The sequence below is a fragment of the Halosimplex aquaticum genome (genome assembly GCF_028747785.1).
Lineage (GTDB): Archaea > Halobacteriota > Halobacteria > Halobacteriales > Haloarculaceae > Halosimplex > Halosimplex aquaticum.
The window spans coordinates 2,589,706-2,615,502 of the sequence record NZ_CP118158.1; the positions used below are offsets into that span (position 1 = coordinate 2,589,706).

Below are 25,797 nucleotides of genomic sequence, written 5' to 3' on the forward strand. Positions count from 1 at the left end.
AGTTGAAGTTTGGAGGCTGGTCAGAAGACTTTCATCAGTTCGTCGGCGGTGGCCTTGGGTTTGTACGGCCCCATGAAGTTCGAGGCGATGGCGTCTTTGCAGGCGCTGAGCTGGTCGGACGTGCCGGCCAGGCCGTGAGCCAGCGTCGGCGGGAACTTCTCCAGGTTGTTCAGGTCGTCGACGTTGAGGCTGAGGAACTCGGTAAGTTTGCTCCCGTCGACGTCCGTCCGCAGCGGGATCGACCCCTTCAGGTTGTTGAACTCCACCTGGACGTCTTTCTGGCCGAGGAATTCGGCGAAGATCTTGGCCTTGCGCGGCGCGTTGCCGTCGCGGGGGAACAGGAACGAGTCGAGGTGCCAGACGTACATGTCACCCGTGCCGGGGAACGGGACCCACCCCCAGTCCTCGTTGAATTTGAAGTCTTCCGTGTTGCGATACATCCCGTAGGCCCAGTTACCCATGGTGAAGAACGCGGCGTTGCCCGCGATGAGTTTGTCGTTGGCTTCGGGGAAGCTGATCGACGATTTGTCCTCGTTGGAGTAGTTCTCGATGACGTTTTTCGTCTTCTTCAGCGCGCGAACGACGGCCTGCTTGTCACCGTTGCCGTTGATGAATGCGTCGTAGGCGTCGGCGCCCTCCGTGCCGAGGAAGAACTCGACGAAGTACTGCAGGTTCGCCCACGACCCGCGCGTGGTCATCGTCATCGGGATCGCGTCGGTGTTGTTCTTGACCTTGTCTAACGCGCTGATGAACGCGTCGTAGGACGTGAGGCTCTCCGGGTCAACGCCGGCCTCTTCGAGCACGCTGACGTTGTAGAAGAGGTTGTTCAACCGGTGTGACCCCAGCGGCACCGCCCGGTACGCGTCGTTCAGCCGGCACGCTTCGGCGGCTTTCGGATGCATCGTGTCCGTGTAGCCAGCGTCTTCCCAGACGTCGGAGACGCTCATGAGGCGGCCGCCGTACTGCTGCATCGTCTTGCCCGGCCAGGAGGCGAACGCGTCCGGCGGGTTGCGGTTGGCGAGGCGGCGTGCCACCGTCGCGTTGAGGTTCTCGTTGGCGTCGCCGCCGATCGGCTTGATGTCGTGCTCGATGTCCGGGTGCTGCTGTTCCCACATGTCGACGAGTTTCCCCACCGCGGCGGCGCCGTCACCGCCGGTCCACCCGTGCAACGCCTCCATCGCGTTGTCCGTCATCGTCGGCGTCCCACCGTCGCCACTGTCAGTACCGCTGCCTCCGTCGGTGCCGTCGCCGCCGTCGCCACCGTCACCGCCGCCACCGATACACCCTGCGAACGATGCGGCGAGCCCCGTCGCCGTGCCGGCGACAACTCGACGCCGCGTCACGTACTCGCCCGTACTGCCACCAGTGCTATCGTCTGACATACGATACACACGTGCTAAACCGACCCATAAATACTTACCGAATTTTTCGTGATGTTGTCCGACCGCGGAGGCGAAAAACTGGCTACTGGCCGACAGCGATGCGAGCGCAAACGCGGTCGGCGGCGAGCGAGCCGAGTCCCGTGGTCACGCAGTGCCGATCTGTTCGACCTTCTCGACCGTTTCGAGGACCCGGTTGTGGAGCGCCTCGCCGGTGACGCCGTCGAAGAGGTGGATCGCGTCCTCGGGGATCCGTATGTCGACTTCCTCGCCCCACTGGAGCGCTCGCATGCCGTCGATGGTCGCCGTGAGCGTGTCGGCGTCCTCGTCCTGCGAGGCGAAGCGGAGGTGAACCGTGTTCTCGTATCCCTGGGGCTGGACCACGTCGACGACGCCGTCGAAAACGTGTTCACCCGGCAGGCCGTCCCCGACCTCGACGTTCTCCGGACGGATGCCGAGCACGACGTCCTCCGCGTCCCCGATATCGGCCAGCGTCTCCTCAGAGAGGTCGTACTCGAAGTGCTCGCCGACCAGGGTGTCACCCTCCCGCGTCGTCGAGAAGAAGTTCATCGAGGGCTCGCCGATGAACCCGGCGACGAACTGGTTGGCCGGCTCGTGGTAACACTCCATGGGCGTCCCGACCTGCTGGAGTTCGCCGCCGTCGAGGACGGCGATGCGGTCGGACATCGTCATCGCCTCCGTCTGGTCGTGCGTGACGTAGATGGTCGTGGTGTCGAGTTCGTCCTGGAGCTGCTGGAGTTCGGTCCGCATCTCGGCCCGCAGCTTCGCGTCGAGGTTCGCCAGCGGCTCGTCCAGCAGGAACACCTTCGGGTCCCGGACGATGGCCCGCCCCAGCGCGACGCGCTGTTGCTGGCCGCCCGAGAGGTCGCCGGGCTTCCGGTCGAGCAGCGGCGTGATACCCAGCGTCTCGGCCGCGTCCTCGACTAACTCCTCGATCTCGTCGTCCGGGAGATCGGTCGACTCTTCGAGGCCGAAGGACATGTTCTCGCGGACGGTCATGTGCGGATACAGCGCGTACGACTGGAACACCATCGCGATGTCGCGCTCCTGGGGCGTCCGCGTGTTGATGACCTCCTCGTCGAGCGTTATCTGCCCGTCCGAGAGCGTCTCGAGCCCGGCGACCATCCGGAGCGTCGTCGACTTCCCGCACCCGGACGGGCCGACGAGCACTAGGAATTCGCCGCTCTCGATGTCCAGGTCCAGTTCGTCCACCGCCAGGACACCCTCGTCACCGTCACCGTACTGCTTGGTAGCTGCCTCTAGGGACAGATTTGCCATGATACAGCGTAGCACAAACCACGCATAAAATCGTTTCCCTTTCTTTCGGATAGGTCGCCAGTCCCACGATCGGTCGCAAATCCGCAACCCGGGCGCGCTCGGGGTCGATCAGTCGTCGCCCGATATCGGCCCCTCGTCGGACGGGCGGCCGTCCTCGCGGTTGGGGTAGAAGAACTCGCGTTCGGTCTCGGTCTCGAAGCCGTCGAGCACTTCGCTGAGCGGGCCCGCGTACTGGGTGAGGTCGTTCGCCCGCTGAGTGACCTCGTTGAGTTCGGCCGCCTGCTCCTCGGCGGCGCCCGCGACGAGTTCCGTCTCGGCCAGCGTCTGCTCGCTTATCTCCGCGACGCGCGAGACCGTCTGGGCGATCTCTTCGAGGTTGTCGAGCGGTTCAGCGACGTCGAGTTCGTCGTGTTCGGCGGCGTACTCGTCGAACAGGTCGACCAGATCGTCGAGCTCGGCCGAGACGGCTTCCAGTTGCTCCTTCTGGTCGTGGGCGTCGTCGGAGATGGCTTGGACCGAGCTGGCGACGTGCTCGCTGGCGGTCTTGACGCTCTCGGAACTGGACTGGAGGACCTCGCCCGAGTGTTCGACCTCCTCGGCGAAGCTGCGGAGCTGCCCGGTCGTCTTCTCCAGTTCCGCGACCATGTCGTTGAACTCGCGGGCGATGCGGTCCATCGAGTCGTTCTCGTTGTCGGGCTCCAGCCGCTGGGTCAGGTCGCCCTCGGCGCACTGCTGCATGATGTCGGAGTACTCCTCGGCTTTCTCCTGGAGGTACTCGTTCATCTCGATCGCCTCGGCCCGGGACACCTCGGCGCGCTGGCGGGCGTGCTCGGCCGCCTCGATCTGCTCTTTCAGCGAGCGCCGCATGTCGTCGAACCCGTCGTAGAGCTGGCCGATGCTGTCGATCCGTGGCGAGGAGATGGCCACGTCGAGGTCCCCCTCCCGCATCTCGTCCGCGCGGCGGCGCAGCCGGTTGATGTCGCGGGTCGTGCTGAGCCCGATCGCGGTGCCGACGAGGCCGATGAAGACGACGCCGCCGAGCGTCGACAGCCGCCCCCACAGGGAGATGGTCTGGACGAACCCGAAGACGTCGCTGGTCGGTTCGTGGACCAGCACGACCCACGAGAGGTCCGAGCCGAAGACCCGGACCGGCGCGTACCCGACCGTGTACTCCTCGTCGAGCACCTGCGAGTGCGGCCCCATCCGCGGGATCACGCCCGCGGAACCGCCCGCCGGGCCCGACTCCTCGGTGGCGAGGCTGACCGGCCGTAGCGCGTCCTCGCTGCCGTACTGCCGGAGGATCTCGCTCGACCGCGCGGCGACCTGCACGGTCCCGTTCGCGTCGACGACCTGGGTGAACCGCGACGAGATCCCGTCCTGGTCGATGGAGTTCGCCAGTTGCTGGACCTTGTACTCGACGACCAGATACCGGTCGTCGGTCCCCTGCACGGGGCTGACGAACGCGATGACCCGGTTGTCCCCGTCGACGACGTGCACGTCGGTGGTGTGCACGTCCGCGACGTCCATCTCCTCGGTCGAGACGTTCTCCAGCCACTCGCGCCCGATGGCCGACACGTCGGTGTCGAACGGGAACTGGGGACTCGCCACCACGGACGCCGGCGACGTGGATCGATTGACGAGATAGATCGACTGGACGCCGTAGAGGTTCGCCCCCGTCGTCGCCAGTTCGTTGCGTATCTGGTAGCCGGCCCTGTCGCCGTCGCGGGTCAGCACGGCGTTTTTCGACGCGAGCTTCACCGACACCGAGTTGCGCTGGATCCACTTCTCGACGACCGTCGCCTTCTGGGTCGCCAGGTCCTCGTACTCCTGCTCGACGTCGTGCTCGACCTGCGACGAGAGCTTCCCCGTCGCCGTCGCTCCGATGAGCGCCACGGTCAGTGCCATCACCGCCAGTATCAACGCGAACTTCAGGATGAACCGCTTGCGGACGAAATCCGGGACGGCCGCGCGTATCGCCCCAAGGGCCCCACTTCCCCCGGTTTCGTCACCGATATCGTCCTCCATGGTTGTTTCTGGCAAATTCGACCGCGGTGTAATAAATGTTCCCACACGACAGGGTATCACGGCGGTCGGCCCGTCAGCCCGCTCGCGAACCGCTGGTCGCCGAACGCCGCTGTCAGCGGCCCGCGAACACCGCATGCTGCGTCGGAGCGCGCCACCACCGTTTCCTATCTGCGAACGTATAAGGACTTCCCGCCGGAACGGAAGAGTATGACACCGGACGACGGGAAGACGGTGCAGACGGCCGTGACGAGTTTCGAGATCCTCGAAGGAATCCGCGAACTCGACGGCGCTGGGCCGACGGCGCTGGCGGATCACCTCGACCGGTCCAAGAGCGGAGTATACAAGCACGTCCGCACGCTCGCGGACCGCGGATACCTCGTCGAGGACGGCGGCGAATACCGGTTAGGGCTCGGGATGTGGACGCTGGGAGCCGGCGCTCGCTCGGAGTATCCGGTCGAGGCCGGTCGCCGTACCGTCGACAGTCTGGTCGCCTCGGTCGGCCACGTCGCCAGCCTCGTCGTCTACGAAAACGGCGTCGCCTCCTCGGTCTACCGCGAGCGACCTGGCGCCGACGTCGACACGGTGGGATCCCTCGGCGACTCGCTCCCGCTGCACGCGACGGCCGCCGGGAAGGCCGTGCTCGCCCACCTCCCCGACACCGAGCGTCGGACCGTCCTCGACGAGCAGCCGTTGACCGAACACACGGCCGAGACTATCACGGACACCGCCGCCCTGACAGAAGAACTCGAATCCGTTCGCGGGCAGCGAACGGCGACGGAGCTGGAAGAGTACCGTGAGGGCGTCCACGGTGTCGCCTCCCCCGTGCTAGACGAAGAAGGCATCCCTATCGGCGCAGTGTACGTCACGGGCCCCCCGGAGAGCCTCTCTGAGACCCGCCTGGAAGCGAAGATATCCGGACTCGTCGTCAGCGCTTCGCGGTCCGTCGAGAACGCGCTGTCGACCGACTCCGACTAAGCCGTTTTCTACCTGCGAACGGATCGCGGCCGAAAACCCCGTCACCCCACTACCCCGTTCGCAGATGAGAAACGGACTAGCACGTCGAGCAGGACGAAACCGGCGATTGGATTACAGCCATAAACCTGTAATCGGCTGGAGAAACACCTGTCAGTGGATGGGGGTTGCACCCGAAACAGAGGGTGGTGAATGAGCATATGTTTTCTGTCACAACAGCTTTTCAGTATTATACCAATCATATTTTATGGGAAAGATGGCAAACAAACCAAACAAGAGGAGAGTACGCAGATCGCGGTTTTCGCAAAATACCTTTTCTCGAACGAGGGAGTAAATGCGGGGTACCAATGTCGGCGATTCTGGAAAATATCCCGAGTATACGCCGGTAAAAGAGCAAATCTACTCGTATCCCCGACACTAGTAAGTTTATTATTATAAAATAAATCAGTATTATTGAACCCAGACAGGAATGACGACTTCGACTGTCGTCAGCGGTCACGTACACGAGACGGCGGGGCCGGCGATAGATTCGGCGAGCCGGACGCAATTCCTCGGCCGAAACCGGGAACCGATCCCGGGTCGCGCGATCCGTTCGCACGGTACCGCGTCAACAAAGCCTTAAAACGGCGGAGACACCTACGGTCGGGCATGCAACACGTGAAGATTCCGCAGGACCGGATCGGCGCTCTCATCGGCGAGGGGGGTGAGACGCTGCGGGCGATCGAGGACCGAGCGGAGGTCCGGCTCGACGTCGACAGCGAGACGGGGCAGGTGAAGGTCGAGCAGACCGGTGACCCGATCACCGCACTCAAAGGTCCCGACATCGTCAAGGCCATCGGCCGCGGGTTCGCGCCCGACGAGGCCATGCGACTCCTCGACGACGAGATGATGATGTTCGACATCATCGACATCGACGCCGCCGCGCGCAACCAGAACGACCTCCAGCGCCACAAAGGTCGGCTCATCGGCGAGGGCGGGCGTACCCGCGAACTCATGGAGGAGCTCAGCGGCGCCTCCGTGGTCATCTACGGCTCGACGCTGGGCATCATCGGCGGCCCCGAACAGGTCGACGTGGTCCGCGAGGCCGCGGAGATGATCATCGAGGGCGCCCCGCACGGCACCGTCTACTCGTTCCTCGAAGAGAAGCACAACGAGATGAAACACAAGGGTCTGGACTACCACCAATTCACGGGTTAGAAAGACGAACGCTAGATCCGTATCCTTACCGTATGTCGTTCAGTGAACGGAGCTACGGGGCCACACCAGACATCGACGGGACCGTTCACTTCTCATTGCGGGTCCGTTCCAACGGAACCAGTAACCCGATCGAGGATACCATACGTGAGCTGGTCTGGTAGACCCGTCAGCACGAAAACGAACCCGTAGAGAAGTAGTATGGAATCCGCTCCAGCACTCAACGGCCTGGTAACGAGTCCGGTGTAGACGAGTGCGAAACCGATTGGAGCATTGAATAGTATCGGGCTCGCGGTGATCAGTTCGCTCTTCCATCGGCTATCGGTTTCACCAGGAATCACGTATCCACTGGCACGGCCAAGGTTACCAGCGACGAACGCTTTCGGGAGTGCTCCGACCGCGGCAGCCACGAAAGCATGCGAGAACTCGTGGACGACAAGCGGGACAAAAAATAGAAGGTTCGCGATCGCCATCTGACACGACGTTCCCCCGGTATCGGTCTCAAACTCCCGGTTCTCAGGAAAGTGGCGCTCGTCCCCGATCGCGATCACGGGCCCCTCGAATCGCTCTGGGATGTACATCGTCTTCCCGGTGTAGTCTTCGTATCCATCTAACCCGGAGATCACTATCACCGAGACCAGAAAAGCGGCGGGAAGTAGCGGATCAAGTGCCGTCGTACGGAATGATTCCCAAAGCAGTTGGATAGTCCACAGCGCTGCCAGCGCGGAGACGAGGAGGTTAAAATAGAAATTTCGATGCGACCCTTTCACAGTGCATGGCTTCAGTTGACCGATTGTATAAGTATAGGGGTGGCGATATCGTCTATCTTTCCACGCGGAGAGACGAGGGTATTTGACGGGCGGCGTCGATACCTCGGACATGCGCGCAGCAGTCTTCACGGACTACGGGGAACCGCTCGACGTGCGGGAGGTCGACGACCCGGAGCCGGAACCGGACGGCGCGGTCGTCGAGGTGGAGGCCTGCGGGGTCTGTCGCAGCGACTGGCACGCCTGGCAGGGCGACTGGGAGTGGCGCGGACTCGACCCGGTCCCCGGCCACATCCTCGGGCACGAACCCGCCGGGCACGTCGTCGCGGTCGGCGAGGAGGTCGAGGGCGTCTCCGAGGGCGACCACGTCGCCGTCCCGTTCAACCTCGGCGACGGCTCGTGTCACCTCTGCCAGACCGGCCACTCGAACATCTGTGAGAACCGCCAGGCCCTGGGTCTCCAGCCCGCGGCCCCTGGCGCCTTCGCCGAACAGGTGCCGGTCCCCCACGCCGACCACAACCTCGTCGAACTCCCCGAAGGGGTCTCCTCGGTCGACATGGCGGGACTGGGCTGTCGCTTCATGACAGCGTTCCACGGACTGGCCCACCGCGCGGACGTGGGCGCGGGCGACTGGTTCGTCGTCCACGGCTGCGGCGGCGTCGGCCTCTCGGCGGTCCAGATCGCCGACGCTATCGGGGCCAACGTGATCGGCGTCGACCTCATGGACGAGAAGCTGGATTTCGCCGAAGAACAGGGCGCCGTCCACACGATCAACGCGAGCGAGGTCGAGGACCCCGCCGCGGAGGTGCGGGCGCTCACCGACGGCGGCGCCGACGTGTCGATGGACGCGCTTGGCATCGAGACGACCTGCCGGAACGCAATCGAGAGCCTCGGCAAGACCGGCCAGCACGTCCAGGTCGGACTCACGACGAAGGAAGCGGGCGGGACCCTCCCGCTGCCGACCGACGAGATGGTCACGGGCGAGATCGACTTCTACGGCGCGCTGGGGATGCCGCCCGAGCGCTACGACGAGATATTCCGGATGGTCGCGACCGGGAAACTCGACCCCGCCGCGATCATCACCGACCGCATCGCGCTGGACGACGTCTCCGAGGTCCTCGACGACATGACCGACTTCGAGACGGTCGGCATCCCCGTCATCGACGAGTTCTGAAGCCACCGGCCTCGTCTCGCCACTTTCGCACCCTTGCGCTCCGAGCGCAGGTAGATCCGGATATCGACCCCGTTTCTCGTCGTGCCGACGCCGCGCCCAGTGAATGCCGACGCCATGACCAGTGAATTCCCACGACGTCCGAGTGCGGCGTACTCCGGCCTCACAGGTCGCAAACACCGCACGTCCGAGACCACTCGGTCGGAAAAGAGTGCGCCAGTACGAACCGCGTGACGGGTAGGCTACCGCTTTTTGGCCTTGCCGGCGCCGTTACCGTTACCGTTGCCGTTGCCGTTGTTTCCCGCTTCGTCGTCGTCGGTGTCCGCGTCGTCGTCGTTCTTATCGGGGCCGCCAGCGTGGTCCGGCGGGCCCTGCGTGCCGTTCTCGTCGTCGTCGCTCGTCTCGTTGCCGTCGTCGCCGCCAGCGTGGTCCGGTGGGCCGCGCGTCTCGTTGCCGTCGTCGCCGCCGGCGTGGTCCGGCGGGCCGCGCGTCTCGTTACCGCTCTCGTTCCCGGCGTGGTCCGGCGGACCGCGCGTCTCGTTCCCCGGTCCGGCGTGGTCCGGCGGACCGCTCCCGTTGCCGGGGTTGTTGGCGACGACCCAGGTCGAGATAGCGAGGCCGCGCGGCCCCTCGGTCTCGTTCAGGCCGGAGATGAAGTTCGTGACCCGCGTCCCGAACGGCGTCGCCGTCTCGTTGTCGGTCTCGTTCCCGCCGGCGGTCAGTTCGGCCTCGGTAGTCGCCGTGAGGGTGCCGGTCGACGCCGTGATCGACACGGTCACCGTCTCGTTCGGTGCCGGGAGGGTGACCGTTCCGGTCGAATCGGTCGTGTACTCGCCCGCGCCCTCGTACGTGACGTTCTCGGTCAGCGTCGCCACGTTCACTGTCGCGTTCTCGACCGCCGTGCTATTGCCGTCTGTGACGGTCACCGTGACGCCGTCGCTCTGCGTTACCGCGACGTCCAGCGAGTCGGCCGTCGTCGCGCCCATCGCTGGTGCCGCCACGGAGACGACCATCAGTGCCGCCAGTACGACTGCCCGCGTGTGCTGACTCATACGCTGCTATTCCACAACTGGATCCCACTTAATTGCCGGTCACCCTTAGGGCGGCTTGCGCCGAATTAAGTCGAATTTTCCGCCCGTAAACTATCTGCTCGGGTATTATCTCCTGTGAGAACGACCGCTCGGTACGGTGACACGGCTATTCTGTGCGGTCGCGAGTCGGCGAGCCTACGGTCTGTCGTCGCTCTCTACCCGTCGAAATCAGGGATCGCCCCACTGGTGAGGCCGCCGGAGCGCCTCAGGGGCCTCTTGCAGGCGCAGGGGCCACATTTAGCCGGTCCGTGGGTGTACCGCGCTAACAGATATCGCACGATGACCGACGCTCGAGTGGACGATGCTCACGGACCCAGGCGAACCGACAGCGACGGGGGCGAGCGATGAGGGCGCTCACGTGGCACGGGGAGCAGGACGTCCGCGTCGAGGACGTTCCCCGGCCGCAGATAGTCAATCCGAACGACGCGATAGTCGAGATCACCGCGACCGCGATCTGCGGCTCGGATCTGCACCCCTACAACGACAACATTCCCGGGATGCGGGAGGGCGACATCCTGGGCCACGAGCCGATGGGCGAAGTGGTCGAGGTCGGCGAGGGCGTCGAGACGCTCGAAGCCGGCGACAGGGTGGTCGTCCCGTTCACGATCAGCTGCGGGGAGTGCTGGTTCTGCCAGCGCGACCTGTACTCGCTGTGTGACAACTCGAACCCGAACGCCGAGATGGCCCGGGAGGTGATGGGGCAGTCGCCCGCCGGCCTGTTCGGCTACTCACACCTCCTCGGCGGGTACGCCGGTGGTCAGGCCGAGTATCTGCGGGTTCCCTACGCCGACGTCGGGCCGATCAAGATCGAGTCCGACCTCCCCGACGAGCAGGTGCTGTTCCTCTCGGACATCTTCCCGACGGGGTACATGGCCGCCGAGAACGCCGACATCGAGGACGGCGACACCGTCGCGGTCTGGGGCTGCGGCCCGGTCGGGCAGTTCACGATCCAGAGCGCGCAGATGCTCGGCGCCGACCGCGTGATAGCCATCGACCGCGTGCCCGAGCGCCTGCAGATGGCCCGCGAGCACGGCGACGCCGAGACGATCCACTTCGAGGAGGAAGACGTCTACGACACCCTGATGGCGATGACCGGCGACCGCGGACCGGACGCCTGCGTCGACGCCGTCGGGACGGAAGCCCACGGCACGGGTCTCGCGGGCGTGACTGACCGCGCGAAACAGGAGGTGGGGCTAGAGAGCGATCGCCCGCACGTCCTCCGCGAGGCGATCACCTGCTGCCGGAAGGGCGGGACGCTGTCGGTCCCCGGCGTCTACACCGGCGACGTCGACGGCATCCCGTTCGGATCGCTGATGAACAAGGCCCTGTCCGTCGAGAGCGGCCAGACCCACGTCCAGCGCTACCTCGACCCCCTGCTAGGGAAGATCGAAGACGGTGAGATCGACCCGTCGTTCGTCGTCACTCACCAGGAACCCCTGGAGAAGGGCCCGGAGATGTACCAGACGTTCAACGACAAGGACGACGGCTGTATCAAGGTCGTGCTGACGCCCTGAGCGGCTGTGTAGCAGAATATCTCCGCGTCCCGTCTTCACTCGCCGCTCTCGGCCCGGTCGATCAGGTCCTGCGCGTGCGCTTCGGCCCGCTCGCGGACCGCCGCCTCGTCGAGCGTCAGGACCTCGCGGTCGCGCATGAGCACCTCGCCGTCACAGACCGTATGACGCACGTCGCTGCCGCGGACGGCGTAGGCGAGGTGGCTCACGAGGTCGTGGGCGGGCGTGAGGTGTGGCGCGTCCAGATCGATCACGGCCAGGTCCGCGTTCGCGCCGGCCTCGACCCGTCCGCTATCGAAGCCGAGTAGATCCGCGCTCCCCCGCGTGACCATCTCGACGACCGCCTCGGCGGGGACGGCGCTGGCGTCCGCGGCGGCGAGCTTGCCGATCATCGCCGCGTCGCGCACCTCGTCGAAGGCGTCGAGGTCGTTGTTCGAGGCCGCGCCGTCGGTCCCGATGCCGACCGTCACGCCCGCGTCGCGCATGCGCTGGACCGGCGCCATCCCGCTCGCGAGTTTCATGTTCGAGGCCGGGCAGTGAGCGACGCCCGTGCCGCGCTCGGCGAGGAGTTCGATCTCGGTCTCGTCGACGTGGACGCCGTGGGCGACGTAGGTGTCCTCGGTCAGCAGGCCCAGATCGTCTGCGTATTCCAGAGGCCGGACGCCGTGTTCGTCGACGATGGGGTCGACCTCGTTCTCGGTCTCGTTCGCGTGGAAGTGGATCGACAGGTCCGCGTCGCGGGCCTTCGGGACGAACTGGCGGAGGTACTCCTCGCCGACGGTGGTCAGCGAGTGGGGCTGGAAGGTCGTCGTGATCCGCCCGTCCGCGGCGCCGTCGAGTTCTTTCGCCACGTCGAGGCTCTGCTGGAGGTCCGCGCGGGCCGCTTCGTCGTCCTTCCCGACGGTGACGGCCGTGTGACCGAGCACCGCCCGGACGCCCGCCCGTTCGACCGCGTCGGCGATCCGGTCGACGTGGAAGTACATGTCCGACAGGGCGGTCGTCCCGGACTTGATCATCTCGACCAGGCCGAGTTCGGCGCCGACCTCGATGTCGTCGCCCGTGAGTTCGGCCTCGACCGGCCAGATGTCCTCCTGGAGCCAGGCGTCGAGTTCCTTGTCGTCGGCGTAGCCCCGCAGGAGCGTCATCGCGACGTGGGTGTGGGCGTTCACGAGCCCCGGGACGACGAGCCCGTCGCTCGCGTCGAGGGTTTCGTCGCCGTCCAGCGCGCCCGGGTCGTCGACGGCAACGACTTCGCCGCTGTCCCGGTCGACGAGCACGTCCGCCCGTTCGACCGTGAGATCGGGTCGCAGTACCTGTCCGCCGGCAACGAGGAGTTCGCTCATGCCCCGGAGTTGGCCCGGCGGGTGCCTGAATCTACCCCTTCGGCGCCATCGCGGATGTGACCGCCTCACACTCCCGACGCGGGAGCGCACGACTTTTCCCGCTCGGGCGGATAGGAAGGAGCGATGATATCCGAGGGCTGCGAACAGTGCGCCAAAGGCGGCAAGCTGGTGCTGTTCGTCTACGGTTACTGCGACCAGCGCGACTGTTTCTACTGTCCCCTCGGCGAGAACCGCAAGAACGTCGAGCAGGTCTACGCCAACGAGCGCCCCGTCGAGTCCGACCGGGACGTCCTCGAAGAGGCCGAGCGCATGGACGCCCTCGGCGCCTCGATCACCGGCGGCGAGCCCCAGGAGGCGATGGGTCGCACGACGCGCTACCTCTCTCTGCTGAAAGACGAGTACGGCGAGGACTTCCACACGCACCTCTACACCGGCATCACGGGCGGCCGCGAGAACATGCGCCGCCTCTCGGAGGCCGGCCTCGACGAGATCCGGTTCCACCCGCCCTACGAGCAGTGGGGCGATCTGCACGGCACCGGGTGGGAGGAGATCCTCTACATCGCCCGCGAGGAAGGCCTCACGCCCGCCTTCGAGATCCCCGGCATCCGCCCGGAACAGGAGTTCATCGACTTCCTCGACGAGGGCGCCGCGGACTTCTGCAACATCAACGAGTTCGAGATGTCCGACGGGAACTACCGCCGGATGCAAGAGGAGGGCTTCGAACTCCGCGACGAGCACATGAGCGCCGTCGACAGCCCGCGCGAGGAGATCTTAGACCAGATGGGCGACCACGAGAAGGTCTACTTCTGCACGAGCGTCTTCAAGGACGCCGCCCAGCACCGCCGCCGACTCAAGCGGATGGCCCGCAGCCTGCGCCGCCCGTTCGACGAGATCACCGACGACGGTACCCTCGTCTACGGGAAGACGTGGGCCGAGCCCGAGCGCTTCGAGGAACTCGGCGTGCCCGAGGAGTTCTACACGGCGAAGTCCGACCACGTCGAGGTGGCCTGGTGGCTCCTCGAAGAGATGGTCGAGGACGGCGACGTCGAGGAGGGCGAGATCGTCGAGCAGTACCCGACCTACGACGGGACCGTGGTCGAGCGGACGCCGCTGTCGGGCGGGAGTGGGACTGAAACCGACAGCGGACGGAGTGCGGCCGGCGACTGATTCTGTCCGGCGCCGACGACGCCGGTTCACCGGACGCGAGCGAACGCAGTGAGCGAGTCGTCCGGCTTTTTCGCCCACGTTTTTCGACGAGTGGTGCCCACAGCGAGCGAAGCGAGCGAGGACACCCGATGAGAAAAACGTGGTCGCGCTGCCGCTCGTTCTCGACGCCGCCGCGCGCTTCGACCCGCCGGAGGAGCCGCAGGTTCTGGAAGTGGTGAAAGTCGCGACGGCCGGACTGTTGGCGGTCGTCCAGGGACTGGTGCTCGCCTGGAACCTCGGCCGCGACGTGCCCTTCGACCGCTTCGTGGTGGGCGTCGCGGTGTGGGCGATCGCCGTCGTCGGCTACTCGCTGGCGGTCGAACGGGGCTACGGTCCAGCCTGAGCGCCGGCACGGCCCCGGCGCGACCGGCACCGCGTCGGTCGCGGCGACGGCCTCCGCGATGCCAGTGTTCATTTCAGTGGCGTGGGAAGGCCACCCATGTCAGTCGCTATCGGAGTGGTGGGCGCGGGCAACCGCGGGCAGGCCCACGCCGACGCGTACAGCGAGGTCGACGGCGCCGACGTGGTCGCCGTCGCGGACATCGACGAGGAGGCGGCGGCCGCGCTCGCGGACGAACACGGCGCGAGCGTCTACGGCGACTTCCGCGAGATGCTTGGCGACGCCGGCGTCGACGCGGTGAGCGTCTGCGTCCACAACAACCTGCACCGGCCGGTCGCCGAGGCGGCGGCCGACGCGGGAGCGCATATCTTCACCGAGAAGCCGATGGCGGCGACCTACGCCGACGCGAAGGCGATGGCCGACGCCGCCGCGGACGCGGGGGTCGAGATCGGCGTCCAGAACTACGAACTGTTCTCCGCGGAGACGACGGCGGCGCGGCGCCTCGTCGACGACGGCGAACTCGGCGATCCCTACTACGCTCGGGGAGTCTACTCGCGGCGGCGCGGTCGCCCCTACGTCGACGGCTACGGCACGCCGGGGTTCGTCTCGAAGGAGTCCGCCGGCGGCGGTCCGGTCATCGACATCGGGACGTACGTGCTCGGGCAGTTGCTCTACCTGCTCGGGAACGCGCCCGTCGAGCGCGTAGGGGGCGCGACCTTCGAGCGGACCGAGGACTCCTACGACGAGAGCCTCGTCGGACCGAACCGCGAGACCTACACCGAACGGCTGGAGGAGTCGGGCTACGACGTCGAAGACGCCGGCGTGGGGACGGCCCACCTCGCCGACGGCTCGGTGGTGGAACTGCGCGCCGCCTGGCACATGTTCCTGCCCGACCGACCGAGCGTGGTGGCCGGATCGCAGGGGGGACTGCAGCTGGACCCCTTCGAGTTCTACACGACGACGGGCGATTACGAGGCGACGGTGTCGCTGGACCTGGACGAGTACGAGCGCCGACAGGGCCTCATCGCCGGCGACGGGTACGAGACCGCGGAGACGAGCGACCAGTTCGCCCACTGGGTCGAGACGGTCGCCGGGGACGCGGCCGACCCGGTCCCGACCGGCGAGCTGGCGCTGAACTCGATGCGCATCATGGAAGGCATCTACCGCTCGCAGGAAGCGGGCCGCGAGTTGACTGCCGAGGAGATCGCCGAGCGCTCGGAGTCGACCGCCGTCGAACTGTGAGGGGGGCCGCCGTCGCGGGGTAGAGCGGTCTCGACGGTTTCGAGCGGTTCTGCGCCGGTCCAGGTGATTGCGGACGGCTCTCGGCGGTACGTGTGTCGCCGAGCAGGGCGGTGGCGGCGGTCCGGCCCGGGGCCGCGGACGTGAGCCTACTCCTCGACGGCGCCGCGGACGGTGACCGTTCGGCCGTCCACGGTGACGGACAGGCCCTCGTACTCGAATTCGACGGAAGCCCCGTCGCCGTGGGCGACGAGCTGGTCCAGTGCGTCGGGGTCGATCGACTTCGAGAGCGGGTCGATCTCGTGGCTGGGAGTGTTCTTCAACGCGGCGATCGTGCGGACGACGCCGATACTGGGGGATTCGTCCGATCGGATCTGGCGAGTATACGGTTCGTCTGGCGGCATCGACGGTGTATCGCTGTCCTTCGCTGTCACGGTATCATGCACTCTGTGTTCGACGTGTGCAGGTCTCCGTCTCTGTTCATAAATCTGACTAAATATGTACATGGCAGCGTAGCGGACCAAAGAGGTTATCTTAAGATAATTAGGAAGAAGGTTTAATGCCGAAGAAGACGGTCGCTGTGCGAGGCCGAGAAGGGACATCGACAAAGGACATCTCGATTCCGGCCGGGGTCGCTCGCGAGCACGACATCGAGATCGGCGACGAGTTCGCCATCGACACCACAACGGACGGGGACGGACGGCTCGTGGTCAGATACACCCGTCTGAGCGAGACGGACGGGAACTCGGAATAGCCGTCGAGGCGGGCGGTCTCTTCGGCCCCGGGGAGGGTCGTAGTTCGTCTCAGTGAGAACGGACGCCGCGGGACGCGGCGGACAGCGCCTGCTGAACTGTCTCGGCGTGCTAGGTAGCGAGCGCTTCGTCCGCAGTCGACAACGCGCCGTGGCGAAAAGCGGCCCTCAGAGCTCGTCGGCGGTGGGGTAATCGGTGGCGAACACGTCTTCGACGACCGGCTCGTCGTCGGCGGTCGACTCCGCGCCGTCGGGTTCCTGCTCGTCGGCGGGGCCCGCGGTTGCACCGCTCGCGGGTTCCGAGGCGCTTCGCGTCTCGTCCGGGCTGACGCTGCCGGTGCGGTAGCCGTCGAGGTCGAGCGTGACGTGGTCGAAGCCGAGTTCGCCGATGTACTGGCGGGCGGTGCGGACGAACTCCGGGTTGAGGGCGTCTTCGAGTTCGTCTTCGCCGACCTCGATGCGGGCGATGCCGTCGTGGTCGCGCACGCGGAACTGCTGGAAGCCCCAGGTTCGCAGGACCGTCTCGGCCTTCTCGATGCGGGAGAGGCGCTCCTCGGTGACTTCGAGGCCGGTCGGGATGCGCGAGGAGAGGCAGGCCATCGAGGGCTTGTCGGCGACCGAGAGGCCGTACTCGTCGGCGATCTCCCGGACCTCGGACTTGACGATGCCGTGCTCCAGGAGGGGGGAGTAGGCGTCGAGCTCGTCGACGGCGCGGAGGCCGGGACGGTGGCCCTCGCCGGGGTCCGAGGCGTTCGTGCCGTCGCAGACCACGTCGATGCCGAGCTCCCTGGCGCGATCGAACATGGCGCCGAGGCGCATCGTGCGGCAGTGATAACAGCGGTCGTCGCCGTTCTCGACGAACGCCTGGCTGTCGAGTTCGGAGAACTCGGCGATCTCGTGACGGATGCCGATCTCGTCGGCGACGCGACGGGCGTCTTCGAGTTCCGCTTCGGGCAGCGTCTCGCTTCTGGCCGTGCAGGCGACGGCGTCGTCGCCCAGCGCGTCGTGGGCGATAGCGGCGACGGCGCTGGAGTCCACACCGCCGGAGAAGGCGACGAGGACGCCGTCGCGGTCGGCCAGGTCGGCGCGCGCGGCGTCGAGTTTGTCGGCGACCGAAGTGCTCATCGACGGCGATTCGGCGCGAGCGGCCAAAAGCCCGTTGTTCGACTGCTCGCGACGGGGCGAATCGGTTCGAGTCTCGACGGCGCTCTCAACGCGGTCGACCCCGGCAAGTGCCTGCCGCGGATCTTTCCGGACGGACGCCAATCCGTCGATATGATCGACTGTTCTCGTGGCCGGGTTCCGACGACCCGAACCCGCGGCGGCGAGCGCACCCGTCGCCCCAGTGTCGCGGCGGCGAGGGCGGGAGAGACGGGACACAGGAGCCGACCGACCGATGGCCGATAGCGCGAGCGCGACCGACGCGTCGGACGACGGCGCGAGCCGAATACGGCACTGGGTGTTTCTGGACGGGAACCGCCTGCTGATCACCGGCCTGGTGTGCGTCTGCATCTTCGTGCTCACGCGGGTACTCGTCGCGGCGGACCTGCTCGCCGTCGGGCCGCGCAGCAGCGTGCCGACGGCGTTCGGCAGCGGCGTCACCGCGGGCGTGTTCACGCTCATCACGCTGACGCTGACGGTCAACCAGCTCATCTCCTCGCAGGTGTTCGGCCAGCCCGACTCGCTGCGGAGCCGCTACGAGAAAGGGGCCGAGTTCCACGATTCCGTGTCCGACCTCGGGACGTCGGGGCCCGCGCCCGTCCGGGGTGCCGAGTTCATCGCCGCCATCGGGACGGCGCTAAACGACCACGTAGCGTCGCTCCGGGAACGGCGCGAGGCGGCCGGCGACGCGGCCGACGACCTCGGGGACCTCGCGGACCGCCTGGACGGCTACGCCGACGAGATCGAACGCATCTCGGAAGACATGAAGCCGATAGACGTCATCGCGATGATCGCCGGGTCGGACTACGCGCGGCTCCGCAACGAGACGCTGGCGGTCGCGGACGACGCGGCCCTTCCCGAGGACCTCGCCGCCGACCTCGACGCCGTGGAGGAGCTTCTCGGACACCTCTCCGTCGGGCGACAGTACTTCAAGACGCTCGCGCTCCAGCAGGAACTCGCGCAGCTCTCGCGGGAGATCATCTACATCAGCGTCCCGACCCTGCTCGTCGCGGTGTACGTCCCGCTGTTGTACCGGTCCGAGGGCGCGGCAGTCCCCGAGTTGACGCTCCCGTGGCTCGTCAGCGGCGCGTTTGCGGTGGTTTTCGCGCCGCTCGTCCTGCTGGTGGTGCGACTCCTGCGGATATCGACGGTGATGCGCTACACGGTGTCGGTCGCGCCGTTCGCGCCTCCTGACGACTGGCCGTGGAACGAGTGATCGGAGGCGGGTCGGCGACGCGGCGGGGGATTTTTCTCCACCGGTGCGAATGACACCGGTAGATGGACATCGAGACGATCCCCGGGGTCGGCGAGAAGACGGCCGAGGCGCTGTCCGCGCTCGACGACCCCGAGCGTGCGCTCAGCGAAGGGGACGTGGCCACGCTGTCGCGCGCGCCGGGCATCAGCGACGGCCGGGCCGCGCGCATCGCCCGCGCCGCCATCCGCCAGCAGCACGGCGACCCCGGCGGTTTCGCGGCGACCTCCCGCGCCCAGGAGATATACCGCGACGCCCTCGAGCTCGTCGCGGACCACGCGGTCACCCGCTACGCGGAGCGCCGCCTCGAGACGTTCTACCCCTCGCCCTCCCGCTCGCGCGTCGAGGAGGCCCGCGAGTTCGCCGCCCGCGCCATGGAGCGGGAGCCCGACGACGAGATCCGCGGCGCCCTCGCCGGCGTCGAACCCCTCGAATCGCCGCCGAACGTCCGCGTCCGCGACCGCTGTCTCGCCACCACCGACGCCGAGACCTACGCCCGCGCCCAGGAGGTCCTCCCCGAGGTCAGCGTCGAGATCGTCGACGACGCCCGCGGCCTCGCCGACCTCGCCCGCGGCTACGCCACCGTCATCGCGCTCGACGACGCCTTCACCGGCGTCGAGGTCGAGGGCGACGTCCGCGTCGAACCGAGCGCCCTCGACGACCCCGCGACCGTCGTCCCCGAGCGCACCCTCGCCTTCTTCGCGCACAACCGCAACCGCCTGCGGGCCGCCGTCGAGGTCCACCGCGTCGCCGACCTCGACGCGCCATGCGACCTCGACGCGCTCGAAACCGCCCTCGGCCGCATCGACACCGAGGGCAACGTCGCCGACGACGAGGAACTCCAGCGCCTCCAGAACGCCGTCGACGACCTGGACGCCGCCGTCTCGACCGCCGAGAGCGTCGCCAACGACCGCCTGCGGGAGGCAATCGAGGAGCGCGACGTCACCATCGAGGGCGCCGACCTCCTCTCGCTGGTCGAGCAGGGCGCCGGGGTCGACTCCCTGCTCCAGCGCGAACTCGCCGACGAGTACGCCGAGGCGGTCGCCGACGCCCGCGACCACCTGATCGACGCCCTCGGCCTCGACGACTACGCCGACGTGGCCCGCCGCGCGTTCCCCGACCAGCCCACCTTCCCCGTCCAGCGCGACGAGGAGGTCGTCTCCCGACTGCGCGAGGAACTCACCACAGCCCGGGACCGCCGCGCGACCCGCCTCAAGCGCGAGGTCGCCTCCGACCTCGCCGACGCCCGCGAGGACGCCGAGCGCCTGGCCGAGGCCGCGCTCGAACTCGACGTCGAACTCGCCATCGCCCGCTTCGCCCGCGAGTACGACTGCACGATGCCGGAGTTCGGCGGGAGGGGCGTCGCCATCGAGGGCGGCCGCTCGCCCCTGCTCGACGTTCCCTTCGACGCGGTCGACCCCGTCGACTACCGCGTCGAGGGCGTCGCGCTCCTCACCGGCGTCAACAGCGGGGGGAAGACATCCGTCCTGGACCTCGTGGCCCTGACGGTCACGCTCGCGCACATGGGCCTGCCCGTCCCCGCCGAACGCGCCCGCGTCGAGCACGTCGAGGAACTGCACTACCACGCCAAGACCCAGGGCACCCTCGACGCGGGAGCCTTCGAGTCCACCCTGCGGGAGTTCGGGTCGCTCGTCGACGAGATCCGGTCGGGCGAGGGCGGGCGCGTGCTCGTCCTCGTCGACGAACTGGAGAGCATCACCGAGCCCGGCGCGAGCGCGAAGATCATGGCCGGCATCCTCGAAGCGTTCGACGAGCGCGAGGCCACCGCCGTCTTCGTCACCCACCTCGCCCGCGAGATCCAGGAGTCCGCCCGCTCCGACCTCGCCGTCGACGGTATCGAAGCCGAAGGCCTGGTCGACGGCGAACTCAAAGTCGACCGCTCGCCCGTCAAGGACGTCCTCGCGCGCTCGACCCCCGAACTCATCGTCGAGAAACTCGCCGACGAACGCGACGGCTTCTACGTCGAACTCCTCGAGAAGTTCGACTGAGGGAATCACTGTCCTGCGGTGCTGTGGCGCGCGCTGTCGCGAGTCTCGTCTCGCGGCAGTATCGTGCGAGGGATGAGTAGCGCAGGAGCGCAGCGACGAGCAACGCAATCGGTTGGGGAGGCGGGAGGCGCGTTGCTGTTCTGCTGTTCCTGGTGGACTGAAAGGGCGAGGCGAGCTCGCGTTCAGTTCAGTCGTCTGCGTCGGCCCTATCCGAGTGAGCGAAGCGAACGAGGATATCCGACGCAGCGACCGCGAGCGCGCCGAGGGCTTTCATCGCTTGCGGACTCCTGTGACGAGATCAACTGTAAGCGAGCGTGCCGAGGGCTTTCATCGCTTGCGGACTCCTGTGACGAGATCAACTGTAAGCGAGCGTGCCGAGGGCTTTCACCGCTTGCTGTCTCCTGCAACCGAGACGATCGAACCCCTCGACCGAACGCCTACAGAGAGAGGTGATCAGTCACGTCCCGACGCACGACAGAGTAGTCAGTCGCACACCGAAACTCAGTCACGCCGCAGTTCGTGGGCGAAAGTTCCGGGGCGACCGCGGCCAGTTCCCGCCCGCTCACCGCGGCGACGACGGCCCGAATCGGGCCGCCGTGCGTCACCACCGCGGCTGTCTCCCCCTCGCCCAACTCCTCGACCAACCGCTCCCAGCCGTCGAGCACGCGCTCCTCGAACGCGCTGAGTGACTCGCCGCCCGGCACAGATTCCACAGCCAGCAGCGAGCCGTCGGGGTCGTACTCCGGGATTCGCTCCGCGATCTCCGCACGGGTCAGTCCCTGCAGGTCGCCGAAGTCGCGCTCGCGCCAGGCGCGCTCGAACTCGGGATCCGGCCCGACACCCGCCTCCTCTAGCAGCCCCACGGTCTCGCGCGTTCGTCGCAGGTCAGAGGCGACCAGCCGGTCCACGTCGTACTCCGCAGAAAGGTGCGAGCCGAGCGCTCGCGCCTGCTCGCGGCCGCGCTCTGTCAACGTGGAGTCCGCCCACCCCTGGATCCGCCCGTCGCGGTTCCAGGTGGTCTGGCCGTGTCGGACCAGCAGTAGCGTCGCAGTCATGCGAAGATTCGACCGTTCATACTTCGTCTCGGTCCGTCACTCCCGGCTCTGGTACCAGTCGAGGGCGGCGACCACGAACTCGAAGGCGACGATCAGGCCGACGACCACGCCCGCCGCCTCGACGGTCGTGAGGTCGACTGCGTCGATGCGCTGGAGCAGTTGCGGATCGGGGCTCCCGAGGTAGCCGACGAACAGCGAGAGCGGCCAGACGGCGACCCGCGCTCGGGCGAAGGCCCGGTATGCGCGCCCGGTCCTGCCGGCGCGGCGGGCGATGTACAGCGCGGTCTCGTAGAGCGCGATGAGGGCGAGGCCGATCAGCAGCGGCGTCATCCGGGTCACGCCGAACTCCGCGAGCGCCGACGTGACCGCGGCCGGGAGCTGGTCGTAGTAGCCCGAGGGGAGCGGGGCGGTGCTGACCGCGTAGCCGGCGACGGCCGCGGTCAGCCAGACGAACGGCCGGCGGGCCGCGAGGTCTTCGGCCTCGACCGCGGTCGCCTCGCCCGTCCAGTACAGCAGCAGGAGCGTCCCCTCGAACAGCAGGATCATCGTCGCGGCGACGAGGATGGGGGCCATGCCGGTCGGGTCCGGGCTGAACAGGAAGGCGATGGTGGCGAAGCCGCCCCAGAAGTAGATGCGCCGCGCCGCGAGCCAGCGCCGAGAGGTGACGCCCATCATGACCGCGAGCATGATGAGCAGCGGGATCTGGAAGACGAGCGCGAAGAAGCCGAGCATCATCACGATGAGGTTGAACGTCTCGGTCAGGCTGAAGGTGACCTCGGCGGCCTGGCTCGTGTAGCCGGTGAAGTACGCGAAGAGGGTCGGGAGCACGAGCAGGTAGGCGAAGAGCACGCCGACGAACGCGAGAACGAGGCTGGTCGGGACGGACGCGAGGTAGTAGCGTCGTTCGCGGGGGTAGAGGCCGGGCCGCATGAACAGGTACGACTCGTAGACGGTCAGCGGGAGCGCGGCGATGAACCCGACCAGCGAGGCGACCTTCAGGCGGGCGAACATCAGCGCGAGCGGGTGGAACAGGTACGGACAGGCCGCGTCGGCGGTCGGGTCGGTCGTCGGGCAGACGCCCGGCGACCCCGGCAAAAAGGAGTACCACAGGAAGTTGATCATGCGGTCGGCGAATGGGAACGCCAGGCCCGAGACGAGCGCCATCACGACGATGACGACGCCCAGCCGGCGGACCATCTCCTCGATGTGCTCGGCCAGCGGCATCTCCTCGTCGTCCGGCGCGCCGACGTTCTCGGGCGCGGCGGGCGCCCCCTCCGTGGGGCCGCCCGTCGACGGGTCCACGTGGGGGTTGATGTCGCCGCCGAACTCCGTGGCGTCGGACCCGCCGTCGGCGGCCGCGTCGCTGTCGTCGGCCCCGAAGTCGGTCGAGTCCGACGCGACGGCCTCGGGGCCGGCGTCGTCGGGCCGCTCCGACGGTTCGTCGTCCGTCCAGACCGGGTCGGGGGATCCGTCGTCGAGGTTTTCGGTGTCGTCCGACGCGTCGGCGTCCGGAGGGCCGTCGGTGCGCCGGTCGGCCGAGGGGTCCGAGCGGGCCGACGGGTCGCCGCCGACGGACTCGTCGGGCGGACCGGCGGCTCCCTCGTCGTCGTCCGCGTCGCCGGGCCGCTCGTCAGTCATTCGTCGCCGGGTTTGCGCTCCCCTATTGTAAGCCTTCTTTTCGCTCGTCCGTTCGGCCGGCGTCGAACGCCGATCACGGGCCGACGAGCGGCCGTTCGACCCGCCCGCGGAGTCTCGTGATGAATAGATTGATAACAGTCACTCGGTTACCACTCCCCGAGATGGCTGCCGCGATCGACGAGGACACCAAACGGACCGTCGCACAGGGTCGCGCGACCCTCGGGTCCATGATCGGCAGCGCCCGCGAAGACCTGCAGAAGGCGTTCATGGTCTTCGTTATCGGGTTCATGGGGACGTTCTACGCGCTGCGGCTCTACGTCTGGGACAAGCTCAAGGCCGACCTGAACCCACAGGCCCTCGCCAACACGGAGAAGACCGTCAAGATCGTCGCGACGACGCCGTTCGACGTCATCCTCCTGCAGGCGAAGATCGGGATATTTATCGGGATCATCATGGCGGTCCCGGTCGTTATCTACTACGGCCGCGACGCCCTGCGAGCGCGGGGCTGGTGGCCGGCCGAAGACATCCCCCGCTGGAAACTCGCGTTCCCCGTGGTGCTGTCGGTCGTCCTCTTCGCCGCCGGCCTCGCGTACGCGTACTACCTTTTCTTCCCGCTCATGCTCGGGTTCCTCGCCGGCAACGCCGCGACCGCCGGCTTCCAGCCCTCGTGGTCGATCGTGAAGTGGACCCAGTTCATCGCCTTCCTCGGACTGTCGTTCGGCCTCGCCGCGCAGCTACCGCTGGCGATGAGTTCGCTCGCGTACCTGCGGATCCTCAGCTACCAGTCGATGCGCGACCGCTGGCGTTACGCCGTGCTCGCGATCTTCGTGTTCGGCGCCTTCTTCTCGCCGCCGGACCCGCTCACCCAGATCATGTGGGCGCTCCCGCTGATCGGCCTCTACGGCTTCAGCCTCGCGCTCGCACGCTTCGCCGAGCTCCTGCGCCGGTCGGCCGACGAGGTCTCGGCCGGCCAGGTCGTCCGCGCCTACTGGAACCAGCTGGCCGGTATCGCCCTCCTCACCTTCGCCGCGGGCTACCTCTTCGTCACCCGCCTCGGCGTCGCCGCGATCAACGACCTGCTCGCCAGCCTCCCCGAGAAGTACCAGCGCGGTCCCTACCCCAGCCTCGCCGAACTGACGGGCCTCGATCCGCAGATCGTCGCCGCGCTCGTCGGCGTCGCCGTGGCGGCCGTCGGGCTCGGCGCCGCCCTGTTCGCCTTCTCCATCCGTGAACTCGACGCGGCGCGCGACCCCACGGAGCCGACGGGGTCACCCGCGGACATCGACCTGCTCGCGCTCGACGCCGCGGCCATCCCCGCCACGCCGCCCGAGCGATTCGAGGACATGGACGAGCCGGAAGCCACGGAACTCGCCCGCGAGGCCCTGCAGGAGCAGGAAGACCCCGACAAGGCCCAGGCCATCCTCGACCGCTTCGACGAGGTCCAGGAGGCCAAAGAGGAACGCGCGGAGGCCGCCGAGGGCGGCGACGGGACCGCGACCGCCGAGTCCGACGACGACGAGGGCGGCATCTTCACCTCGACGACGGCCGGCGTTGTCGACTCGTTCACCGAGGAGGAGACCACCGAGGACGACATCGGCGGCTACTACTACGACATCGCCTTCATCCTCGAGAGCCTCACCTCGCGGGCGTTCCGCATCGTCGGCCTGTTCGGCGTCGTGATGGCCGCGACCTTCGTCTTCCTCTACCAGGGCGGGATCAACACCGTCCGGAAGGCGTTCTTCGGCCGGCTGCCCGAGGGGCAGATCGCCCAGGCCGACATCGTGACGCTCCACCCCGCGGAGGCGCTCATCTTCGAGATCAAGTTCGCCACGCTGCTCGGGCTGGTCGCGACCATTCCGCTGATCCTCTATTACGCCTGGCCGCGGCTCAAAGAGCGCGGCCTCGTCGGCGGCGACCGGCGGGTGCTCGGCGCGTGGGCCGTCTCGCTCATCGTCGGCATCGTGGGCGGGAGCCTGCTCGGGTTCTTCTACGTCGCGCCGGCGATCATCTCGTGGCTCGCCGCCGACGCCATCAACTCCAGCATGGTCATCTACTACCGGATCAACAACTTCGGCTGGCTGGTCGTCGCCACCACCGTCGGCGTCGGCCTGCTCGTCGAGGTGCCGGTGACGATGTTCCTGTTCCACCGCGGCGGCCTGGTCACCTTCCAGACCATGTTCGACCGCTGGCGGACAGTCGTCATGGCCATCGTCGTCACGGCGGCGTTCCTCACGCCGTCCAGCCTGCTCACCATGCTGGTGTTCTCCATCCCGACGGCCCTGGCGTACATGGTCGGCCTCGCGTTCCTGTGGGTCTACACCCTCGGCGGCCGACGCACGCCCCGGAAAGAGGGCGAAGCGGCCGACTGAGCCCCGATACGGCCGTTAGCCCACG

Annotated in this window: 21 protein-coding genes; 11 read left to right on the forward strand and 10 right to left on the reverse strand. The window is 67.3% G+C overall.

Annotated elements, in window-relative coordinates:
* Positions 1-20 precede the first annotated feature (20 nt).
* From PSC72_RS13080 to PSC72_RS13090, 3 genes are all read right to left on the reverse strand, one after another.
* Complete coding sequence (locus tag PSC72_RS13080; protein WP_274321849.1) at positions 21-1,382, reverse strand: ABC transporter substrate-binding protein; 1,362 nt, start codon at positions 1,380-1,382, stop codon at positions 21-23.
* Between the two features lie 144 nt (positions 1,383-1,526).
* A complete protein-coding gene (locus PSC72_RS13085) occupies positions 1,527-2,678 on the reverse strand; it encodes an ABC transporter ATP-binding protein (protein ID WP_274321850.1) in 1,152 nt (383 codons plus the stop codon).
* Positions 2,679-2,786: 108 nt separating this feature from the next.
* Positions 2,787-4,703 carry a HAMP domain-containing protein gene (locus PSC72_RS13090; RefSeq protein WP_274321851.1) on the reverse strand — a complete coding sequence of 639 codons (1,917 nt, stop codon included), beginning with the start codon at positions 4,701-4,703 and terminating at the stop codon, positions 2,787-2,789.
* 207 nt (positions 4,704-4,910) lie between these two features.
* Between PSC72_RS13090 and PSC72_RS13095 the strand changes: the two genes are divergently transcribed.
* On the forward strand, positions 4,911-5,678 hold the full coding sequence (locus PSC72_RS13095; RefSeq protein WP_274321852.1) for an IclR family transcriptional regulator: 768 nt from the start codon (positions 4,911-4,913) through the stop codon (positions 5,676-5,678).
* A gap of 645 nt (positions 5,679-6,323) precedes the next feature.
* Positions 6,324-6,872 (forward strand): KH domain-containing protein, encoded by a 549-nt coding sequence (locus tag PSC72_RS13100; RefSeq protein ID WP_274321853.1) that lies wholly within the window; start codon positions 6,324-6,326, stop codon positions 6,870-6,872.
* Positions 6,873-6,964: 92 nt separating this feature from the next.
* Here PSC72_RS13100 and PSC72_RS13105 read toward each other — a convergent pair whose 3' ends face one another.
* Positions 6,965-7,639, reverse strand: a complete 675-nt coding sequence (locus tag PSC72_RS13105) for a hypothetical protein (protein WP_274321854.1) — start codon at positions 7,637-7,639, stop codon at positions 6,965-6,967.
* Between the two features lie 109 nt (positions 7,640-7,748).
* Here PSC72_RS13105 and PSC72_RS13110 point away from each other — a divergent pair, with 109 nt between their 5' ends.
* Positions 7,749-8,810 (forward strand): zinc-dependent alcohol dehydrogenase family protein, encoded by a 1,062-nt coding sequence (locus tag PSC72_RS13110; RefSeq protein ID WP_274321855.1) that lies wholly within the window; start codon positions 7,749-7,751, stop codon positions 8,808-8,810.
* Between the two features lie 239 nt (positions 8,811-9,049).
* On the opposite strand, the gene PSC72_RS13115 is transcribed toward PSC72_RS13110, so the two are convergent.
* Positions 9,050-9,859 (reverse strand): DUF4249 domain-containing protein, encoded by an 810-nt coding sequence (locus PSC72_RS13115; RefSeq protein ID WP_274321856.1) that lies wholly within the window; start codon positions 9,857-9,859, stop codon positions 9,050-9,052.
* Positions 9,860-10,242: 383 nt separating this feature from the next.
* Between PSC72_RS13115 and PSC72_RS13120 the strand changes: the two genes are divergently transcribed.
* On the forward strand, positions 10,243-11,412 hold the full coding sequence (locus tag PSC72_RS13120) for a zinc-dependent alcohol dehydrogenase (protein WP_274321857.1): 1,170 nt from the start codon (positions 10,243-10,245) through the stop codon (positions 11,410-11,412).
* Positions 11,413-11,447: 35 nt separating this feature from the next.
* Here PSC72_RS13120 and PSC72_RS13125 read toward each other — a convergent pair whose 3' ends face one another.
* Positions 11,448-12,752 carry an amidohydrolase gene (locus tag PSC72_RS13125; RefSeq protein ID WP_274321858.1) on the reverse strand — a complete coding sequence of 435 codons (1,305 nt, stop codon included), beginning with the start codon at positions 12,750-12,752 and terminating at the stop codon, positions 11,448-11,450.
* A gap of 123 nt (positions 12,753-12,875) precedes the next feature.
* Here PSC72_RS13125 and PSC72_RS13130 point away from each other — a divergent pair, with 123 nt between their 5' ends.
* The 3 genes from PSC72_RS13130 to PSC72_RS13140 all read left to right on the forward strand — a co-directional run bounded on the left by PSC72_RS13130 (position 12,876) and on the right by PSC72_RS13140 (position 15,540).
* The gene (locus PSC72_RS13130; RefSeq protein WP_274321859.1) at positions 12,876-13,919 is read left to right on the forward strand and encodes a radical SAM protein; all 1,044 of its coding nucleotides are present in this window, start codon (positions 12,876-12,878) and stop codon (positions 13,917-13,919) included.
* A gap of 139 nt (positions 13,920-14,058) precedes the next feature.
* Entirely contained in the window at positions 14,059-14,301 is a 243-nt protein-coding gene (locus PSC72_RS13135) for a hypothetical protein (protein ID WP_274321860.1), read from the forward strand.
* A gap of 96 nt (positions 14,302-14,397) precedes the next feature.
* Entirely contained in the window at positions 14,398-15,540 is a 1,143-nt protein-coding gene (locus tag PSC72_RS13140; protein WP_274321861.1) for a Gfo/Idh/MocA family protein, read from the forward strand.
* A gap of 146 nt (positions 15,541-15,686) precedes the next feature.
* On the opposite strand, the gene PSC72_RS13145 is transcribed toward PSC72_RS13140, so the two are convergent.
* A complete protein-coding gene (locus PSC72_RS13145) occupies positions 15,687-15,941 on the reverse strand; it encodes a HalOD1 output domain-containing protein (protein ID WP_274321862.1) in 255 nt (84 codons plus the stop codon).
* A gap of 155 nt (positions 15,942-16,096) precedes the next feature.
* Here PSC72_RS13145 and PSC72_RS13150 point away from each other — a divergent pair, with 155 nt between their 5' ends.
* The gene (locus PSC72_RS13150) at positions 16,097-16,291 is read left to right on the forward strand and encodes an AbrB/MazE/SpoVT family DNA-binding domain-containing protein (RefSeq protein WP_274321863.1); all 195 of its coding nucleotides are present in this window, start codon (positions 16,097-16,099) and stop codon (positions 16,289-16,291) included.
* A gap of 165 nt (positions 16,292-16,456) precedes the next feature.
* Here PSC72_RS13150 and larE read toward each other — a convergent pair whose 3' ends face one another.
* A complete protein-coding gene (gene larE, locus PSC72_RS13155; RefSeq protein WP_274321864.1) occupies positions 16,457-17,413 on the reverse strand; it encodes an ATP-dependent sacrificial sulfur transferase LarE in 957 nt (318 codons plus the stop codon).
* A 271-nt stretch (positions 17,414-17,684) separates the two neighbouring features.
* On the opposite strand from larE, the gene PSC72_RS13160 reads away from it, so the two are divergent.
* Both PSC72_RS13160 and PSC72_RS13165 read left to right on the forward strand, forming a co-directional pair.
* Entirely contained in the window at positions 17,685-18,665 is a 981-nt protein-coding gene (locus PSC72_RS13160) for a hypothetical protein (protein WP_274321865.1), read from the forward strand.
* Between the two features lie 62 nt (positions 18,666-18,727).
* Positions 18,728-20,710 (forward strand): MutS-related protein, encoded by a 1,983-nt coding sequence (locus PSC72_RS13165; RefSeq protein ID WP_274321866.1) that lies wholly within the window; start codon positions 18,728-18,730, stop codon positions 20,708-20,710.
* A 437-nt stretch (positions 20,711-21,147) separates the two neighbouring features.
* Here the strand turns inward: PSC72_RS13165 and PSC72_RS13170 are convergent, their stop codons facing one another.
* Positions 21,148-21,765: a histidine phosphatase family protein gene (locus PSC72_RS13170; protein WP_274321867.1), complete on the reverse strand. Its 618-nt coding sequence runs from the start codon at positions 21,763-21,765 to the stop codon at positions 21,148-21,150.
* A 36-nt stretch (positions 21,766-21,801) separates the two neighbouring features.
* Positions 21,802-23,403 (reverse strand): twin-arginine translocase subunit TatC, encoded by a 1,602-nt coding sequence (locus tag PSC72_RS13175; protein WP_274321868.1) that lies wholly within the window; start codon positions 23,401-23,403, stop codon positions 21,802-21,804.
* A gap of 161 nt (positions 23,404-23,564) precedes the next feature.
* Here PSC72_RS13175 and PSC72_RS13180 point away from each other — a divergent pair, with 161 nt between their 5' ends.
* Entirely contained in the window at positions 23,565-25,772 is a 2,208-nt protein-coding gene (locus tag PSC72_RS13180; RefSeq protein WP_274321869.1) for a twin-arginine translocase subunit TatC, read from the forward strand.
* Positions 25,773-25,797 lie beyond the last annotated feature (25 nt).

Excerpts from the sequence above, each read along its gene's own strand:
- PSC72_RS13125 (WP_274321858.1), bottom strand. The coding sequence starts at position 12,752 with ATGAGCGAACTCCTCGTTGCCGGCGGACAGGTACTGCGACCCGATCTC.
- PSC72_RS13180 (WP_274321869.1), top strand. The coding sequence starts at position 23,565 with ATGGCTGCCGCGATCGACGAGGACACCAAACGGACCGTCGCACAGGGT.
- larE (WP_274321864.1), bottom strand. The coding sequence starts at position 17,413 with ATGAGCACTTCGGTCGCCGACAAACTCGACGCCGCGCGCGCCGACCTG.
- PSC72_RS13080 (WP_274321849.1), bottom strand. The coding sequence starts at position 1,382 with ATGTCAGACGATAGCACTGGTGGCAGTACGGGCGAGTACGTGACGCGG.
- PSC72_RS13120 (WP_274321857.1), top strand. The coding sequence starts at position 10,243 with ATGAGGGCGCTCACGTGGCACGGGGAGCAGGACGTCCGCGTCGAGGAC.
- PSC72_RS13090 (WP_274321851.1), bottom strand. The coding sequence starts at position 4,703 with ATGGAGGACGATATCGGTGACGAAACCGGGGGAAGTGGGGCCCTTGGG.
- PSC72_RS13130 (WP_274321859.1), top strand. The coding sequence starts at position 12,876 with ATGATATCCGAGGGCTGCGAACAGTGCGCCAAAGGCGGCAAGCTGGTG.
- PSC72_RS13085 (WP_274321850.1), bottom strand. The coding sequence starts at position 2,678 with ATGGCAAATCTGTCCCTAGAGGCAGCTACCAAGCAGTACGGTGACGGT.
- PSC72_RS13100 (WP_274321853.1), top strand. The coding sequence starts at position 6,324 with ATGCAACACGTGAAGATTCCGCAGGACCGGATCGGCGCTCTCATCGGC.
- PSC72_RS13170 (WP_274321867.1), bottom strand. The coding sequence starts at position 21,765 with ATGACTGCGACGCTACTGCTGGTCCGACACGGCCAGACCACCTGGAAC.
- PSC72_RS13160 (WP_274321865.1), top strand. The coding sequence starts at position 17,685 with ATGGCCGATAGCGCGAGCGCGACCGACGCGTCGGACGACGGCGCGAGC.
- PSC72_RS13115 (WP_274321856.1), bottom strand. The coding sequence starts at position 9,859 with ATGAGTCAGCACACGCGGGCAGTCGTACTGGCGGCACTGATGGTCGTC.
- PSC72_RS13095 (WP_274321852.1), top strand. The coding sequence starts at position 4,911 with ATGACACCGGACGACGGGAAGACGGTGCAGACGGCCGTGACGAGTTTC.
- PSC72_RS13165 (WP_274321866.1), top strand. The coding sequence starts at position 18,728 with ATGGACATCGAGACGATCCCCGGGGTCGGCGAGAAGACGGCCGAGGCG.
- PSC72_RS13140 (WP_274321861.1), top strand. The coding sequence starts at position 14,398 with ATGTCAGTCGCTATCGGAGTGGTGGGCGCGGGCAACCGCGGGCAGGCC.
- PSC72_RS13110 (WP_274321855.1), top strand. The coding sequence starts at position 7,749 with ATGCGCGCAGCAGTCTTCACGGACTACGGGGAACCGCTCGACGTGCGG.
- PSC72_RS13145 (WP_274321862.1), bottom strand. The coding sequence starts at position 15,941 with ATGCCGCCAGACGAACCGTATACTCGCCAGATCCGATCGGACGAATCC.
- PSC72_RS13175 (WP_274321868.1), bottom strand. The coding sequence starts at position 23,403 with ATGACTGACGAGCGGCCCGGCGACGCGGACGACGACGAGGGAGCCGCC.
- PSC72_RS13150 (WP_274321863.1), top strand. The coding sequence starts at position 16,097 with ATGCCGAAGAAGACGGTCGCTGTGCGAGGCCGAGAAGGGACATCGACA.